Origin of the sequence: Edaphobacter aggregans DSM 19364 (genome assembly GCF_000745965.1) — a bacterium.
Classification (GTDB): domain Bacteria; phylum Acidobacteriota; class Terriglobia; order Terriglobales; family Acidobacteriaceae; genus Edaphobacter; species Edaphobacter aggregans.
In genome coordinates this window covers 203,025-217,407 of the sequence record NZ_JQKI01000005.1, presented here as the reverse complement: position 1 = coordinate 217,407, position 14,383 = coordinate 203,025, and the positions used below count along the sequence as shown (strand labels likewise).

Genomic DNA, 14,383 nt, shown 5'->3' with positions numbered 1-14,383 from the left:
GTGTTGCTGTAGATTGCCATGCGGTCCTCTCTTGGCGCGTTATTCGCGATGGTCGTACTCACGCTGTTGCTGCTGCTCGCGCTTCTTTACGGCTTTATCTTTGCGGACTTTGTTGGCGATGGCTCCTCCGCCTGCGCCTGCGGCGCCGCCGATGAGCGCGCCTTTACCGCCTCCGGCGAGTCCGCCGATGATGGCACCTCCGGCGGCGGAGCCTCCGACGATCTTGGCGCCGGTGTGGTTGCGGTGGTCCTTCTCGGTCTGCTCACGCTCGGCGCGATCATGCGCGGACTGAGACTGGGACTGGGAGACGCGCTGGAGAAGGGCGTAGTCCTGCGCTGCGAGCGAGAGGGGGAGGGAGAGGATGGTGCCGAGTGTTGCAAAAGCGGCCGTGTTTCGGAGTTTCATGATATCCTCCGTTCGTTTCCTGAGAACGTTGGATTGCATGCCGCCTGTGGTGGGCTGGCCGCGCGGCGAAAGATTAATTTCGACAACCGGAGAAATGGTTGCCTGAGAACCGTTCGATTGCCAATGTCGCGATGGTTGGCAGGCGCGCCGGGGTTGCCTGTTGCGGGTTTAGAATTTGGCGGTGGTCTCCCGACGTAGATTTTTAGGTTTGGCGGGCGTGGCAGCGGGCGCGTCCATGGTGGGCAAGGCGCTTGCGCTGGCGGCGGCGGATTATTCGCTGACGATTGCGCCGTATTCGCTGGAGGTTGCGCCGAAGAAGTTCGTGAAGACGATGGCGTACAACGGGCAGGTTCCGGGGGCGGTGCTGCGGATGAAGGAGGGCGTGCCGGTGACGGTGGAGGTGGCCAACCGCAGCGAGGACGATGAGGTCGTTCATTGGCATGGGTTGTTTCTTCCGCCGGAGGTCGACGGCGCGATGGAGGAGGGGACGCCGCACATTGCGGCGGGCGCTAGCGCGCGGTACACATTTACGCCGTATCCGGCGGGGTTTCGGTGGTATCACACGCATGTGATGGCGGGGCACGACCTGAAGCGCGGGCTGTACACGGGGCTGCATGGGTTTCTGCTGGTGGAGCCGAGGGAGAATCCGGCGCGGTATGACCAGGAGGTCTTTCTGGCGCTGCACGACTGGGACGGCGTGATGGTGGGGAGCGATGACGGATCGATGAGCCCGGTGTATCGCCACTCGACGATCAACGGGAAGAGGCTGGGGTTTGGCGAGCCGCTGAGGGTGAAGCAGGGGCAGCGTGTGCTGCTGCACGTGGTGAACACGAGCGCGACGGACCCGCACTGGATTGCGATGACGGGGCATAAGTTTCGCGTGGTGACGCTGGATGGAAGTGCGGTGCCGACACCGTGCGAGGTGTCGATGCTGCATCTCTCGCCGGCGGAGCGTGTGTCGGCCGAGTTGGTGATGGATAACCCCGGGGTGTGGGCGCTGGGCGAGGTCCGCAGGAGCGTGATGGCCGCGGGAATGGGGATGGTGGTGGAGTATGCGGGGCGCACGGGCAAGCCGGTGTGGCAGCAGCCGCAGACGCTCGACTGGGATTATCTGCAATTTGGCGCGAGTGCGCCGCAGGATGGTGCGGCGGTGCCTTCAGCGCCGGTTAATGTGACTTCGATCCCATTGGTCTTTGAGTCGAAGTTTGCAGGGCATGGAGCGATGGACCGCTGGATGATCAATGGAAAGTCGTTCCCCGATACCGAGACGGTGGCGCTGCGCCAGGGGCAGCGCTACCGCCTCGTGTTTCGGAACAAGAGCATGGACGACCATCCGGTGCATTTGCATCGCCACACGTTTGAGCTGAAGAAGATGGCCGGGCGAGAGACGCGCGGGGTCATGAAGGATACGGTTTTAGTGAAGGCAGGGACGGAGGCAGAGGTGGAGTTCACGGCGAATGCGCCGGGGCTTTCACTGTTTCACTGTCATCAGCAGGACCACATGGACATGGGCTTCATGATGCTATTCCGGTGCTCCTGACTCGGAAAAGGGCTAAGGGAAGACGCTTTGCGACGATACAGGCTGCACCGTTTGATGGCATGGATTGTTCTGCTGGGCGCGGTCTGCGCGCGGGCGCAGGGCAATTACGAGATTCAGGTATACGGGTCGGACACGGTGGCTCCGAAGTCGACGATGGTGGAGATTCACTCGAACTTTACGCCGAAGGGCTCGACGAAGACCGACGACGGGACGTATCCGACGAACCATCAGCTGCACGAGACGCTGGAGATCACGCAGGGACTGAACAGCTGGTCGGAGGTGGGCTTCTATGTCTTCACGAGCTGGCAGGACGGGCATGGGGTGCAGTGGGTGGGCGACCATATACGGCCGCGGGTGCGCGTGCCGGACTCGTGGCACTGGCCGGTGGGGGTGAGCCTTTCGACGGAGGTGGGGTACCAGAGGTCGCAGTACTCGCCGGATACGTGGACGTGGGAGATACGACCGATCGTGGACAAGTCGATCGGGCGGTGGTACTTCGCGGTGAACCCGGCGCTGGAGCGGACGTGGCATGGGCCGGACACGAAGCAGGGCGTGGGCTTTGCGCCGGCGGCGAAGGTGGGGTACGACTTCACGAAGAAGATCTCGGGTGGGTTTGAGTACTACGGGGCGTTCGGGCGGGTGTGGTCGTTCGATGCGCTGCACGACCAGCAGCAGCAGATCTTCGCGGTGACGGACCTGAACGTCTCGCCGAAGTGGGAGCTGAACTTCGGCGTGGGGGTGGGGGCGACGGCTTCGACGGACCACCTGATCGTGAAGGCGATTGTGGGGCGGCGGTTCAGCTGGGGCCGGTCGCGGGTGGACTAGCAGGCGCGCAAAAAAATATTTGCTGCGGCAGGCGGGGATGCGACGCATTCTGTGCGATTCTTCTTGCGACATCGGAGAGGGTTCGCATGGCGCAGCGTGCGGAGTCGCAGACGAGTGCCGGAGTGAGCCCAGTGGCGGCGGCGCGCGCTCCGGTGTGGCCGATGATTCCCGGCATCATTGTCGCGGCGTGGGTGCTGGACTTTGTTTGCTCGTGGCTGCGGCGTGGGACGCTTCCCAGATTTGGAGCGGTGTTGCTCGCGGCGTCGCTGCTGCTCGTGGCGGTGATGGTGTGCGGATTCGTGGTGCGCACGATCTGCGCGAGCGCGGTTCCGGGAGGTCGACGGCTGGCGACACCGGTGGTACGGGCGGCGTGTCTGGCGGCGCTGTGGATTCCGGCATGGGTGCTGTTTGTGGAGACGTGGTCGCTGCTGATGCTGCTGGCCGGATGCGTGTGCCTGGCGATCCTTGGCATCTTTTTGAAGCGATGCGATGTGGAGGCCGCGGCCGAGGTGCCGGGCGAGTTGCAGAGTCCGGTGCATGGCGTCGGGTTTCAGTTTGAGGCGGGGGCGTTCCGGCGGATGATTCTTCCTTCGTTTCTGCTGGCGGTGCTGGTTGAAGCGGCTGTAGCGTTGATGGCGGCACGGCGGTTCACGCTGGCCTCGGTGGCGGTGGGTGTGTGTGCTGCTGTGCTGGGATGGAGGGCGACACAGAAGACGAGAGTCGATGCGGGTATGGGACCGATGATCTCGCGGCCGCGACAGGTCTGGCTTACGGCGGCTGCGTTTGTGTTTACGGTAATTGCGCTGCTGCCGTACCTGCGGGTGGCGCCGTTTCGATTGCTTCATGGGACGCCCCGGCCGCGAGTAGCCGAAGCAGCTTCCAGTGCGCAGCCGCAGAACAGCGAGGGCTATGTGGGGATCATCCTGCTGCCGTTGAGCGATGAGCATAAGAAGATCTCGCTGCCGGTGAAGCGCGAGCTGGTGCCGACGTTCGGCGTGAAGATCGCCGAGCCGATGGAGATTCCGTTTGACGGACAGTACTGGTTCTTCAAGGCGCCGGACAAGCAGCCGCGACCGACGGCGAAGGTGGTGAAGGGAAGCACGCTGAAGACGACGATACGGTCGTCGGATCGATATCCGCTGCTGATGGAGGCTCACCAGAAGTTGGACACGCCGATGGACCTGGGGTGCTGCAGCGCGATGGACCTGGTGGTGCAGAATGGCGATCGTCGCGAGGGGACGATTGCGCTGGAGCTTTGGGTGCGGAAGAAGGCTGATGACAGGTCGGAGAAGGCAAGGGTGAATGCGGTGGCCGCGGCGCAGGCTCCGCACTATCTGGGTACGGCGGTGATTCCTTCGAGCGAACAGCGGGTGAGTCTGCGGGGGCCGGCGACGGGGAGTCCGCCGGAGGAGCGGCTGCGGTTTCCAGTGCCGGCGGCGATGGATGGTGTGATGTTCGATGAGATTACGGTGGTGGTGCACTCGGCTCCGGCGCGGGCTACGACGGGGGCGCAGATTGCGATACGGAAGTTTGTACTGGAGCCTTGAACGATGACGGCTCATAATAGCGATTCGGAACACTTAGGCGGACTCGGATGGAGATCTTCAAGACCCCTTGCTTTATAAGGCGACGAGTAGTCCTATATTTGACCGGGGGGCTGGGGATAACCCTGATTCTCTCGGCCGCCTCCATGTTTTTTAGCTGGCTGATACCGTACCGAGACAAGCCGATGATGCCTAAGCCATTCTTCATATCAGCGCTGTTACCAGGACTAGCGGCTGGGTCGGCAATTGAGGCTAACGACTGGATCCGTTGGAGTGCGTACTTGGCGGTTAATTCTCTGGCATATGGAATTGGCATATTTTTTCTCGATGCAGTTCGAATTGCCGTTAAAGATAACCGCCGACAGTTAGCCAGCCAAAAGAGCAAATTTGATTGAGGCTGTCGCTCTCACAAACACTGATACTTGCAGAGCGCTGCCCTGCCATGTGTCTTTGAGGACAAGATGATTTCTGCTTATGCGCAGGCGAAGGACGACGCGGCGTTCCAGGCTGAGCTGGCGGGGCTGTTGAAGGATTATTCCGGGCGGCCTACTCCGCTGTACTTTGCGAAGCGGTTCAGCTGGGGCCGGTCGCGGGTGGACTGATGAGGATGGAGCGATAGAGCAGGCCTATCGCTCACCCTCCAACCGGGAAAGCAATCGCCGGTGGATTGAACGCGGCGATTGCTTCCCAGCCGAACAGGGTGGAGGGCATCATCTCGGCAGGATGGGGTCTTTGGCGTCGGGGATGCGACCGATCTCGGAGGAGTCGAGGTGGAGATGCTCCCTGACCATTAGGTTTGGCAGGCGGCGGATCCACTGGTTGAGAGAGACGTCGGAGAAGACGTCGCTCTTGAACATCTCGAGGAAGACGACGTCCTCGGTTCCGGTGTTTTCGACGTAGTGTCCGGCGACGGCGGGCACGTAGCCGACGTCGTTGGCGTTGAAGCTCATGGTGCGGGCCTTCTCGGAGGAGACGAAGACGGTCATGCGTCCTGAGCCCCGGATCCAGTACTGCCACTCGGAGGCGTTGGGGTGCCAGTGCATCTCGCGGAGCGCTCCGGGCTTGATGGTGACGAGCGCGGCGGTGATGGTCTTTGCCGCAGGGAAGTTGGTGGAGTCGACGATGCGCACGCTTCCGCCTGCGTCCTCAAAGGTGGGCTTCATGGACTGCATGCGAAAGCTATAGGAGATCTTCGATTCGACGGCAGCACCGCCGACGGCTCGCTTGTCGTCCTCGAGCGGGCCGGGGACGGTTCCGGGAAAGATGTACTCTTCGTCGTCGGGCAGCTTGCGGATGGCGCTGGCGGGGAGCATGAAGTTCTTCTCGAGGATGGATGGGGGAGTGTGGGCGACCCAGTCGGAGAGGAGGAAGGTCTGGTATTCGGAGAAGGTGCCCTGGTCGAAGACGAGAAGGAACTCGCAGCCATCGGGGCCGAGGCCCTGGATGGAGTGCGGTAAGCCTCTGGGAAAAAACCAGAGGTCGCCTGCGTGGACATCGTCGATGAAGATGGTTCCGTCGGTGTTGAGTACAGTGATGCGGGCGGAGCCGTAGAGCATGAACGCCCACTCGTTCGCGGTGTGCCAGTGCAGTTCGCGGTAGCTGCCGGCGGTAAGGCGCATATTGACGCCGGCGAGATCCTTCGAGTCAGGGAGGTCCTTCTGGGTGACCTGGCGGGTCCAGCCGCCGTCCTGGATGCGACGGTGCGAGAGCTCAAAGGAGTACCAGAAGGGGGAGACGTCGCCGTGGTCGGTGTCGGGCGGAGTGTTGGAGCTGTTGTTCTCGGCCTGCAGAGCCTTGTTGACCGGTCCGGGATTGTCGGCGGAGTGATTGGCGGTGCCTTTGCGAATCTGTTCGCGGCTCTGCGCAAACGCGTCCGGAGCCATGATGGCGCTTGCGCTCAAGGCCGCTGCTGCAGCTCCCAGAAATGAGCGCCGGTTAATGCCGGGCTGTTCGGATTGTGCTGTCGAGATCATCTGTCATGTCCTGGTGTCCACTCTTATTAAAGGTTCGGATTGATCTATCAATCCAATTGTAATTTTCGAAGACAGTAATCGAAATTTCAGATAACTGTTCTGTTTGATCAGCGCTTCGTGACCTTCTTTGCGAGGGCGATGAGATTTTGGCAAAGCGGGTCGGAGGTGTCGCGGGCTACGGCGATGCCGATGTGCGAACGGATCTTCTCTCGAAGGAGAGGAATGACGCGAAGCGTCTTGTGGCCGCGCCTGGCCACGCCTTCGGGCAGGATGGCGACGCCCATGCCGGCGGCTACGAGAGAGATCGCGGTGTCCATCTCGGCGGCCTCCTGCACGATGACCGGAGTGAAACTGGCGTTACGGCAGATACCGGTCCAGGTCTGGTAGAACTCCGGCGCCCAGCGCTGGCCGTAGGCGATGAAGGGCTCGCCGGCAAGGTGGGCGACGGTAAGACGCTTTTCGCGCGCGAGCCTATGGCTTTTGGAGACGACGATCGCGAAAGGCTCGGAGTGGAGGGGAGTGATGACGAGCTTTGGTGCGGTGAGGGGCAGGCGTACGAAGCCGACGTCGAGGGTGTGGGCTTCGAGGGCCTCAACCTGCACGACGGTGGGAAGGTTCTTGAGCTCGAAGGAGGCGTGCGGATATCGGGTGCGGAAGGCGAGAGTGATGGCAGGCACCAGCTGTGCGGTGGCGCTGGCGACGAAGGCGATGCGGAGGTGGCCAGCCTCGCCGGAGGCAAAGCGGTGAGCGCGGCGCTGCGCCTGGACGGCGTTGTCGAGCAGAAGCTGTGCATCGACCAGGAAGCCTTCGCCTGCGCGGGTGAGTCTGACAGTGCGTTTGTTTCGTTCAAGCAGCGCGGCGCCGAGATCCTCCTCGAGGGCTTTGATCTGCGTGCTGAGGGCGGGCTGCGAGAGATGCAGCTCGCGTGCGGCACGGCTGAAGTTGAGCGTGCGAGCCACGGCGAGAAAGGATCGCAGCTGTCTGAATTCCATGGTGATCGGCTCCTGACGTTACGGTAGTCGATTGACAGAAGGGCTGCATTTTTGCCGGGACAGCTTGCGATGGGGTGGGGGAACCGTGTATCTTGATGAGCAAGATGATCTTTCACTCCAGCCGATTTATTAGCTTTATTTACCGCTACTGGTATCCGGTAGCGGCTCCGGCGGAGTAGGGTCTTCTGAGGGATTAGCTGAATAAGCTGAAGTTCAGACAAGATTCGACATCCACACGAGCCGCGACCGACAAGGTTGCGGTTTTTGCTTTTTGGGGTTGAGCGCAGGAGCGGATATGGGCACGGCGACAGGCGGGGCAACAGGTGGAACGACGGCGGCGATGGTGAGTCCGGCAGGCCCGTTACGGTCGGGGGCGGGGCGGTTCGGGGCGTACGGCGGGCGATATGTGCCGGAGACGCTGATGGCCGCGCTCGAGGAGCTGGAGGCGGCGTACGCGGAGGCCCAGAAGGACGAGGCGTTTCAGGCGGAGCTGGCGGGGCTGCTGAAGGATTATTGCGGGCGGCCTACTCCGCTGTACTTTGCGAAGCGGCTGAGCGAGCAACTGGGCGGCGCGAAGATCTATCTGAAGCGCGAGGACCTGCTGCACACGGGGGCGCACAAGATCAACAACGCGCTGGGGCAGGGGCTGCTGGCGCGGCGCATGGGCAAGCAGCGCATCATCGCCGAGACGGGCGCGGGACAGCATGGCGTGGCGACCGCGACGGTGTGCGCTCTGCTGGGCATGGAGTGCGTGGTCTACATGGGCGAGGAGGACATGCGCCGTCAGGAGCTGAACGTCTACCGAATGCGGCTGCTGGGCGCGGAGGTGCGCGGCGTGAGCGCGGGCTCGGCGACGTTGAAGGATGCGATCTCCGAGGCGATGCGCGACTGGGTGACGAATGTGCGGACGACGTTCTACATCCTGGGCTCGGCGCTGGGGGCGCATCCTTACCCGACGATGGTGCGCGACTTTCATCGCGTCATCAGCAAGGAGGCGAAGCGGCAGATCATGGAGCATGAGGGCAAGCTGCCGACTGCCGTGGTTGCGTGTGTGGGTGGTGGGTCGAATGCGATTGGAGCGTTCTACGAGTTTCTGAACGATGCGAATGTGCAGCTGATCGGTGTCGAGGCCGGTGGGCGTGGGACGGCGCTGGGAGAACATGCGGCGCGCTTCATGAAGATTGGCGGCGGCATTCCGGGTGTGCTGCAGGGGACGTACAGCTACGTGTTGCAGGATGACGCGGGGCAGATTGCGGCGACGCACTCGGTGTCGGCGGGACTGGACTACGCGAGTGTAGGGCCGGAGCATGCGATGTTGCATGACTCGGGGCGCGCGACGTATACGTCGTGCACGGATGCGGATGCTTTGAAGGCGACCGTCACGCTGGCGCGGACAGAGGGGATTCTTCCGGCGCTCGAGAGCGCGCATGCGGTGGCGGAGGCGATTCGGCTGGCTCCGACGATGGGGAAGAAGGATGTGCTGATGGTGAATCTTTCGGGGCGCGGGGATAAGGATATGGGGATTCTTTCGCGGGAGTTGAGCCTGAAGGGAAGCGAGTCAGCAAGTCAGCAAGTCAGCGAGTCAGCGAAAGGCTAAGTCGAGAGAGATGGCGATTGAGTTCAAGAAGAAGCCGGGAATTGTGGTTTACCTCACCGCGGGTGATCCTGATCTTGCAACGACGCGCGATATTGCGCTGGCCGCTATAGATAACGGCGCGGATGTGATTGAGCTTGGCGTGCCGTTCAGCGATCCGCTGGCCGATGGGCCGGTGATTCAGCGTGCGAGTGAGCGTGCGGTGGCAAAGGGTGTGCGGCTGACGGATGTGCTTGAGGTGGCGAAGGAGCTTCGCAAGGCTCGGCCTACCTGCGGCTTAGTTCTCTTTTCTTACCTGAATCCGGTTATTCGGATGGGTAAGTTGAAGGCGAATTATCGCGAAACGATTATAACGGCTGCTGAGGGAAAAGGCAGATATGTAAGACAGACTGGTGGGAAGGGCAACTTTGGTCATGCAGACATTCGCATCGAGCCGAACCGGTCGGGAAAGGGATATGAGTTCTCGAGCGACATCAAAGCAGGCACGATTCCTGAGGAATACATCAGGGCAATCAACGAAGGAATCCAGGAAGCGATGAAGGGAGGCGTCCTCGCTGGAAACGAGATGGTCGATATCAAAGTCTCGCTCAAGGATGCGAGCTATCACGAAATCGACTCCAACGAGATGGCGTTCAAGATTGCTGGTTCCATGGCCTTCAAGGAGGCGGCGCGCAAAGCCAGGCCGATTTTGCTTGAGCCTGTAGCCGGCATGCAGAGCTTTTGTGCGGCTGCGGCGGATGCCGGAGTCGACGGCGTTCTGTTGACGGACATGATCGTCGAAGAAGCTGGTGAGTATCTGTGGGCGATGCATGCGAACGGGCTGGCTCCGGTGTTTCTGGCGGCACCGACGAGCACGGATGCGCGGTTGAAGGCGATTGCTGCAGCGTCCGAGGGTTTTGTCTATGCGATCTCGCGCTTAGGAATTACGGGAACGCAGCAAAACGTTGCGGGTGATGCGGCTGAGTTAGTAGGGCGGCTGCGACAGTTCACGAAGCTGCCGGTTGCGGTGGGCTTCGGCATCTCTACTCCCGAGCACGTGAAGGCTGTGGGTGAGTTTGCCGATGCGGCTGTTGTCGGCTCGGCGATTGTGCAGTTGATCGAGAAGACCGCTCCAGAGCAGGCGGCTGCTGCGGTGGGCAGGTTTGTTGCGGGGTTGCGCGCATGAATGGGACACCCATGCATCCTGCGAACCCACATCTCAAAGTCGAGATGTGGGGCACCCGGCTTCACGGAGCTTCGCCGCCTTTGGCTGCACCGATGGCAGTTGAGAGTGCCGGACGTCGCGAGACCGGCAGTTATCATGAGACATACACCCGAAAACGTGCAGCGAGGCCCGCTGCGATGCGAGGACATTCGATGGAGATTGCTGACTGGCGGCGGAAGATCGATGAGCTGGACGAACAGATTGTTCGCCTTATCAACCAGCGGGCGGCGGCCGCGCGGGCTATCGGCGAGCTCAAGCAGAAGGCCAACCTTCCGGTGTATGAGCCGCAGCGCGAGAAGGACGTCTTCGATCACGTCCGCCGCGCGAATCCCGGGCCGTTGTCGGATGTCGAGATCGTCGATGTGTATGAGCGGATCATCGATGTGATGCGCGCTCTACAGAGGCATCACGACTAGACGGGCGGAAGTGGCGGCACACAGAGTTTGAAATTCATTTCAGTTCCACGAGAGAAAGTGAAGACGAAGACGATGATCGTAGCGATGCAGGGTACGGCAACAGAGGAGAATATTCAGCTTGTAATTGAGCGGATGGTCGAGCTCGGCTTCAACGTCCACCGGACCACGGGAGCCGCGCAGACGATTCTGGCCGGCGTGGGAACCCCGGACCACTTTGAGGTGGAGGAGTTCAAAGTTCTCGCCGGCGTGCATGAGGCGTACCGAATCTCGTCGCCGTATAAGCTTGCGGGGCGCAACTTCCGGCCCGAGGGCACGAAGGTCAGGTTCCCCAATGGTGTCGTTGTGGGCGGCAAGGACGTTGTCGTGATGGCCGGGCCGTGCTCGGTGGAGTCGCGCGATCAGATTTTGCTGAGTGCGAAGCAGGTGGCCGCGGCGGGAGGAAAGTTCCTGCGCGGTGGAGCGTTCAAGCCGCGCAGCTCGCCGTACAGCTTCCAGGGCATGGGGCTTGAGGGCCTGAAGCTGCTGCGCGATGTGGCCGATGAGACGGGTCTGCTGGTGATCACCGAGGTGATGGAGATCTCGCAGATCGAGCTGATGCTGCCGTACATCGACTGCTTCCAGATCGGCGCGCGCAACATGCAGAACTTCAATTTGCTGCGCGAGCTTGGGCACATTCGCAAGCCGTGCCTGCTGAAGCGCGGCATCTCGGCGACGATCGAAGAGGTTCTGCTGTCGGCGGAGTACATCCTCTCGGGCGGCAACTACGACCTGATGCTGTGCGAGCGCGGCATCCGCACGTACGAGACGTACACGCGTAACACGATGGACATCTCGGCGATTCCGGTGCTGAAGAAGCTGACGCATCTTCCGGTGCTGGGCGATCCTTCGCACGGCGTTGGGATTCGCGACCTGGTTCCTCCGATGGCGCTGGCCGCTGTTGCTGCGGGCGCGGACGGACTGCTGATGGAGATGCACCCGAATCCGGACAAGGCAATGAGCGACGGCGCGCAGAGCATGTATCCTGACCAGCTGGAGAAGCTGGTGGCCCAGCTGAAGCAGCTGGCGCCGGTGGTCGGGCGGTCGGTGGCATAGGGAGCGGCAGGCGTGATGGAGCGTGTACTCATCGTCGGGACAGGGCTGATCGGATCGTCGGTCGGCCTTGCTCTGCGTGCTGCCGGGTTTGCGGGCCGCATCGACGGCTGGGATCAGAGCCTGCTGGAGCTTCGCGCAGCGCAGGAGATGGGCGCGATCGACGACATTGCGGACCATCAGCGGGGCGCGCTCGAGCTTGCGCGGGAGGCCGACGCGGTGGTGCTCGCCGTTCCTGTGCTCGCGATCAAGGACTGGATGCAGCACCTGTCCGGCGTGATGAGAGCCGGGCAGCTGGTGACGGATGTGGGCAGCACGAAGCTCGAGATCCTGGGGCTGGCGAGGAAGCTGTACGGCGGCGAGGGGCAGGCGGTGTTTCTGCCCGGGCACCCGATGGCGGGCAAGGAGTCGGGCGGCGCGTTGTTGGCCGAGGGCACGCTGTTCAGCGACGCGATGTGGTTGTTCACCCCGGCCACAGCGGAGCCCACGCCGAGCGAGAGGGAGTGGCGGAGCTGGGTGGGCTTCTTCGGCGCGCGCACGCTGGATATGGACGCGGCGCGGCATGACGAGATGTGCGCGTGGGTGAGCCACCTGCCGCAGATGCTCTCGACGGCGCTGGCGGCGCTGTTGGAGGAGAGGTTTGGCGACGCGCCGGAGATTGCGGCGATCGGCGGACGCGCGCTGCGGGAGACGACGCGGCTGGGCGCAAGTCCGTACAGCATGTGGCGCGATGTCGCACTGACGAACACGGATTCGATTGCCGACACGCTGCTGGCGCTGGAGCAGCGGCTGGGGCATGTGCGGGAGAACCTGCGGACTCCGGGACTGCGCGATGAGTTTTCGCTGGCGAATAAGTTTCGCTCGCGGCGGTGATGTTTTAGAAGGAGTGGAGTTTTGAGCACGACGGAGCGAGTGGTGAGCGACATGATGATCAGCCTGGCCGATGTGGAAGCTGCGCGCGAGCGGCTGCGCGGGGCGATCTACTGTTCGCCGTGCGCGTACTCGCAGATGCTGTCGGCGCTGACCGGGCAGCAGGTTTATCTGAAACTCGAGAACCTGCAGATGACGGGCTCGTTCAAGGAGCGCGGCGCGCTGAACCGTATTGCGCTGCTGACTCCGGAGCAGGCCGGGCGCGGCGTGGTGGCGGCGAGCGCGGGCAATCATGCGCAGGGGGTGGCGTATCACGCGACCAAGCGCGGGATTCGCGCGCTGATCGTGATGCCGCTCGCGACTCCGCTGGTCAAGGTCACGGCGACGCGCGGCTTCGGCGCTGAGGTCGTGCTGCACGGCGCGAACTACGACGAGGCGTACGAAGAGGCTCGCCGCATCTGCGCGGCGCAGGAGATGACCTTCATCCATCCGTTCGACGATCCGGCGGTGATGGCGGGCCAGGGAACGATTGGCCTCGAGCTGCTCGAGCAGGTCCCGGGGCTCGAGGCAGTCGTGGTTCCGGTCGGCGGCGGCGGGCTGATCGGCGGTGTGGCGTGCGCGATCAAGGAGTCGAACCCATCGATCAGGGTCGTTGGCGTGCAGACGTCGCGGCTGCCCTCGATGGCGGTTGCAGTGGAGCAGCATCAGCCGGTGACGATTCCTCCGGGGACAACGATTGCGGATGGCATTGCGGTGCGTCGCGCGGGCGAGGTGACGCTGCCGGTGGTCGAGCGCTACGTCGATGAGATTGTGACGGTCGACGAGGACGAGATCGCGTCGGCCATCCTCACACTGCTCGAGCGCGAGAAGACGCTGGCCGAGGGCGCGGGCGCGGCGGGGCTGGCGGCGCTGATCCAGAAGAAGACGTCGCTCGATGGCTTGCGCACGGCAGTGGTGATCGGCGGCGGCAACATCGACGTCACGTTGCTGAGCCGCATCATCGAGCGCGGCCTGGTGCAGGACGGCCGCATGATCCGCCTGCGGATTCACCTGCTGGACAAGCCGGGCGCGCTGGCCGAGCTCACAAAGCTGATCGCGCAGCATCGTGCGAACATCGTGGACACGCTCTACAACCGCGCGTACTACGGCGTGAACCTGGGCGACACGACGATCGACATTACGCTCGAGACGCGCGGCCCGGAGCAGGTGCAGGAGCTGCTGGCGGCGCTTGATGACGGCGGCTATGTGTACAGCCGCGTGATCTGACGCTCAGCCCTTTTCGTAGTGGAAGCGGAGCTCCTGCTCGCTGGCTACGGGCTGGCCGTCGCGGTTGGCGGGGTTGAAGGTCCAGCTGCGCACGGTGGCGATGACGACCTCGTCGACGGATTGCTCGACGCCTTTGATCAGCTTGAGGTCCGAGATGCGGCCGTTCTCGTCGATGGTGATGTCGAGGATGACATCGCACCTGGTGCCGCTCGGGAGCTTTGTGAGATCGGGTTTGGGGCGCGGGAAATATTTTGCGAGCGCGATGCTGATGTTGCCGGAGCCGAGTGCGTCAGCTCCGCTGGCGGAGTCGGGATGATCCGAGGCTGGTGAGTTGCGGTTGGGCGACGTCTGGGTCGGCGTCGTCGGTTCAGGTTTTTTGAGAGCAAGGGTGCTCTTTGTCTCGATTGGCTGCGCTCTGGGCGGCGGTGCGACGGCGGGGGCGCGTCCGGGCAGGTAGTTGAGGACGATGTTGTGGCCCTGCGCGGTGCCGGGATAGCGGATGGGTGCGATCCAGTGGCGGCCGTGATAGAGCAGGACAGAGAAAACCAAGGCGTGCAGCGCGAACGACGCTGCGGCGGATACCGGGCTGCGAACGGGTTGAGCGACTGGCCGACCGATGGTGTCCACTGCTGCTCCCGAGGCTTCTTGAGTGGTGTTGGCCCGGC

14 protein-coding genes are annotated in these 14,383 nt (G+C 62.7%); 10 read left to right on the top strand and 4 right to left on the bottom strand.

Annotated elements, in window-relative coordinates:
• Positions 1–39 precede the first annotated feature (39 nt).
• On the bottom strand, positions 40–405 hold the full coding sequence (locus Q363_RS04885) for a hypothetical protein (RefSeq protein WP_035348243.1): 366 nt from the start codon (positions 403–405) through the stop codon (positions 40–42).
• Positions 406–622: 217 nt separating this feature from the next.
• Here Q363_RS04885 and Q363_RS04880 point away from each other — a divergent pair, with 217 nt between their 5' ends.
• The 4 genes from Q363_RS04880 (at position 623) to Q363_RS04860 (ending at position 4,916) form a co-directional block, all read left to right on the top strand.
• Positions 623–1,945, top strand: coding sequence for a multicopper oxidase family protein (locus Q363_RS04880; RefSeq protein WP_245632038.1), 1,323 nt, complete (start codon positions 623–625; stop codon positions 1,943–1,945).
• A 54-nt stretch (positions 1,946–1,999) separates the two neighbouring features.
• Positions 2,000–2,770, top strand: coding sequence for a hypothetical protein (locus tag Q363_RS04875; protein ID WP_051978373.1), 771 nt, complete (start codon positions 2,000–2,002; stop codon positions 2,768–2,770).
• A gap of 86 nt (positions 2,771–2,856) precedes the next feature.
• On the top strand, positions 2,857–4,317 hold the full coding sequence (locus Q363_RS04870; protein WP_035348239.1) for a hypothetical protein: 1,461 nt from the start codon (positions 2,857–2,859) through the stop codon (positions 4,315–4,317).
• Between the two features lie 458 nt (positions 4,318–4,775).
• Complete coding sequence (locus Q363_RS04860) at positions 4,776–4,916, top strand: hypothetical protein (protein WP_157466536.1); 141 nt, start codon at positions 4,776–4,778, stop codon at positions 4,914–4,916.
• A 108-nt stretch (positions 4,917–5,024) separates the two neighbouring features.
• On the opposite strand, the gene Q363_RS04855 is transcribed toward Q363_RS04860, so the two are convergent.
• Both Q363_RS04855 and Q363_RS04850 read right to left on the bottom strand, forming a co-directional pair.
• Positions 5,025–6,287, bottom strand: coding sequence for a cupin domain-containing protein (locus tag Q363_RS04855; RefSeq protein WP_035348234.1), 1,263 nt, complete (start codon positions 6,285–6,287; stop codon positions 5,025–5,027).
• 107 nt (positions 6,288–6,394) lie between these two features.
• Positions 6,395–7,279 (bottom strand): LysR substrate-binding domain-containing protein, encoded by an 885-nt coding sequence (locus Q363_RS04850; RefSeq protein WP_035348232.1) that lies wholly within the window; start codon positions 7,277–7,279, stop codon positions 6,395–6,397.
• A gap of 340 nt (positions 7,280–7,619) precedes the next feature.
• On the opposite strand from Q363_RS04850, the gene trpB reads away from it, so the two are divergent.
• The 6 genes from trpB to Q363_RS04815 all read left to right on the top strand — a co-directional run bounded on the left by trpB (position 7,620) and on the right by Q363_RS04815 (position 13,718).
• Positions 7,620–8,876, top strand: coding sequence for a tryptophan synthase subunit beta (gene trpB / locus Q363_RS04845; protein WP_035348348.1), 1,257 nt, complete (start codon positions 7,620–7,622; stop codon positions 8,874–8,876).
• Positions 8,877–8,886: 10 nt separating this feature from the next.
• The gene (gene trpA, locus Q363_RS45830) at positions 8,887–10,038 is read left to right on the top strand and encodes a tryptophan synthase subunit alpha (protein WP_084080008.1); all 1,152 of its coding nucleotides are present in this window, start codon (positions 8,887–8,889) and stop codon (positions 10,036–10,038) included.
• A gap of 191 nt (positions 10,039–10,229) precedes the next feature.
• Positions 10,230–10,493 carry a chorismate mutase gene (locus Q363_RS04830; protein ID WP_035348342.1) on the top strand — a complete coding sequence of 88 codons (264 nt, stop codon included), beginning with the start codon at positions 10,230–10,232 and terminating at the stop codon, positions 10,491–10,493.
• A 72-nt stretch (positions 10,494–10,565) separates the two neighbouring features.
• Complete coding sequence (gene aroF / locus Q363_RS04825; protein WP_035348341.1) at positions 10,566–11,585, top strand: 3-deoxy-7-phosphoheptulonate synthase; 1,020 nt, start codon at positions 10,566–10,568, stop codon at positions 11,583–11,585.
• A 15-nt stretch (positions 11,586–11,600) separates the two neighbouring features.
• The gene (locus tag Q363_RS04820; protein ID WP_035348230.1) at positions 11,601–12,455 is read left to right on the top strand and encodes a prephenate dehydrogenase/arogenate dehydrogenase family protein; all 855 of its coding nucleotides are present in this window, start codon (positions 11,601–11,603) and stop codon (positions 12,453–12,455) included.
• A gap of 21 nt (positions 12,456–12,476) precedes the next feature.
• On the top strand, positions 12,477–13,718 hold the full coding sequence (locus Q363_RS04815) for a threonine ammonia-lyase (RefSeq protein WP_342667385.1): 1,242 nt from the start codon (positions 12,477–12,479) through the stop codon (positions 13,716–13,718).
• 3 nt (positions 13,719–13,721) lie between these two features.
• Here the strand turns inward: Q363_RS04815 and Q363_RS04810 are convergent, their stop codons facing one another.
• Positions 13,722–14,345: an energy transducer TonB gene (locus Q363_RS04810; protein WP_035348228.1), complete on the bottom strand. Its 624-nt coding sequence runs from the start codon at positions 14,343–14,345 to the stop codon at positions 13,722–13,724.
• Positions 14,346–14,383: the final 38 nt, after the last annotated feature.

Excerpts from the sequence above, each read along its gene's own strand:
- trpA (WP_084080008.1), top strand. The coding sequence starts at position 8,887 with ATGGCGATTGAGTTCAAGAAGAAGCCGGGAATTGTGGTTTACCTCACC.
- Q363_RS04850 (WP_035348232.1), bottom strand. The coding sequence starts at position 7,279 with ATGGAATTCAGACAGCTGCGATCCTTTCTCGCCGTGGCTCGCACGCTC.
- aroF (WP_035348341.1), top strand. The coding sequence starts at position 10,566 with ATGATCGTAGCGATGCAGGGTACGGCAACAGAGGAGAATATTCAGCTT.
- Q363_RS04860 (WP_157466536.1), top strand. The coding sequence starts at position 4,776 with ATGATTTCTGCTTATGCGCAGGCGAAGGACGACGCGGCGTTCCAGGCT.
- Q363_RS04855 (WP_035348234.1), bottom strand. The coding sequence starts at position 6,287 with ATGATCTCGACAGCACAATCCGAACAGCCCGGCATTAACCGGCGCTCA.
- Q363_RS04820 (WP_035348230.1), top strand. The coding sequence starts at position 11,601 with ATGGAGCGTGTACTCATCGTCGGGACAGGGCTGATCGGATCGTCGGTC.
- Q363_RS04875 (WP_051978373.1), top strand. The coding sequence starts at position 2,000 with ATGGCATGGATTGTTCTGCTGGGCGCGGTCTGCGCGCGGGCGCAGGGC.
- Q363_RS04830 (WP_035348342.1), top strand. The coding sequence starts at position 10,230 with ATGGAGATTGCTGACTGGCGGCGGAAGATCGATGAGCTGGACGAACAG.
- trpB (WP_035348348.1), top strand. The coding sequence starts at position 7,620 with ATGGTGAGTCCGGCAGGCCCGTTACGGTCGGGGGCGGGGCGGTTCGGG.
- Q363_RS04870 (WP_035348239.1), top strand. The coding sequence starts at position 2,857 with ATGGCGCAGCGTGCGGAGTCGCAGACGAGTGCCGGAGTGAGCCCAGTG.
- Q363_RS04885 (WP_035348243.1), bottom strand. The coding sequence starts at position 405 with ATGAAACTCCGAAACACGGCCGCTTTTGCAACACTCGGCACCATCCTC.